Origin of the sequence: Mesorhizobium sp. M7A.F.Ca.MR.362.00.0.0, from assembly GCF_004023175.1 — a bacterium.
In the GTDB taxonomy this organism is placed as follows: domain Bacteria; phylum Pseudomonadota; class Alphaproteobacteria; order Rhizobiales; family Rhizobiaceae; genus Mesorhizobium.
In genome coordinates this window covers 1-1,439 of record NZ_RZTF01000732.1, presented here as the reverse complement: position 1 = coordinate 1,439, position 1,439 = coordinate 1, and the positions used below count along the sequence as shown (strand labels likewise).

Here is a 1,439-nt window from a genome sequence, read left to right as displayed (position 1 = left end):
CCTACAACGAACCCTACAACCTGGCCCGGCTGTTTGCTTCTGTTGATCATCTAAGCGGCGGGCGTGCCGGTTGGAATATTGTCACGACGGGCGATGCGTCCGCAGCGTTGAATTTCGGCTTTGACCGACATCCAACCCACGCCGACCGTTACGAGCGCGCAAGCGAATTTGTTGATGTGGTGACTAAGCTCTGGGACAGCTGGGAGGACGCCGCGCTAATCGCGGACCGGCAGTCCGGTATATTTGCCGACACCGACAAGATCCATCCAATCAACCACATCGGAAAATATCATCGTGTGAAGGGACCGCTCACGCTTCCGCGTTCTCCGCAGGGCCGTCCGGTCTACGTCCAGGCAGGTTCGTCGCAAGACGGACGGTCATTCGCAAGCCGCTATGCCGAGGCGATATTTACAGCACATCAGACACTCGGCAACGCGCAGGAATTTTATGCCGACATCAAAGCGCGCGTGAAGTCGGTTGGCCGCAACCCTGACCACGTCAAGGTCTTGCCCGGCATCAGCCCCTTCATCGGTTCCACCGAGGCGGAAGCCCGCGCGCTGCATGACGAGTTCAACGAGCTGACGCAGCCGGAATATTCTCTTCACCAGCTACGCCGCATCGTAGACGCCGACCTTTCCAGCTGCGATCTGGACGGGCCATTTCCGCGCGAGCTTATCCGCATCGAGGGCGAGCGTGGTGCGAGCAGCCGCTTCCACGTCGTACTCGACATCATCGAGCGCGAGAATCCAACCATCCGCCAGTTGCTCCACCGCCTCGCCGGGGCGCGCGGCCATTGGGTCCAGGCCGGGACGCCCGAACAGATCACCGACAAGATCCAGGAATGGTTCGACAATGGCGCCGCGGACGGCTTCAATATCATGCCGCCGTATCTGCAGGGCGGGTTCGACATATTCGCCGAGGAAGTGGTGCCGCTCTTGCGCAAGCGCGGACTTTTCCGGCACGACTATGACGGGGCTACGCTGAGGGACCATTTCGGTTTGCCGCGCCCGGAAAATACGTTCAGCCGGCCGCACCGCCTGAGCCACCTTCGCATCGGGCATTCAACCTCAAAGCGTTACGCCAACACATAATAGTTTGTGGGGCCGCCAGGGAGACCCGCGCGATCATGACAGCCGCCATTTCCGCGTATCGCGACCCGACTGCCGGCACGGCTCCGATCAGGTCCCTTGCGAATTATCGGCGGCGGTGCCAGCTGCGTCCTGATGGCCGCGCTTGAGGAGATTCGGGCCGGACGGGTCTACGACTGCCGGCCTGATCGCGGATCCGGGCAAGAGCACCCACCCCCCCTGATCCGGTCCCTGCTCGCCACAGGTCTGGCGCGGACGGATAGGCTTCACCTCGACATCGCCACCGATGGCGCACTGATCAACCGGGATGGAAGGCACAGCGACTTGTTGTACGTGTTGGCCCCTTATACG

1 protein-coding gene and 1 pseudogene are annotated in these 1,439 nt (G+C 61.6%); both read left to right on the top strand.

Annotation, left to right across the window (positions count from 1 at the left end; translation table 11 throughout):
- Positions 1–1,091: LLM class flavin-dependent oxidoreductase (locus tag EOC06_RS37235; RefSeq protein ID WP_164898996.1), on the top strand; the 1,091-nt coding region annotated here is incomplete at its 5' end.
- A gap of 132 nt (positions 1,092–1,223) precedes the next feature.
- Positions 1,224–1,439: pseudogene (locus EOC06_RS41165) on the top strand (hypothetical protein); the annotation flags it as partial.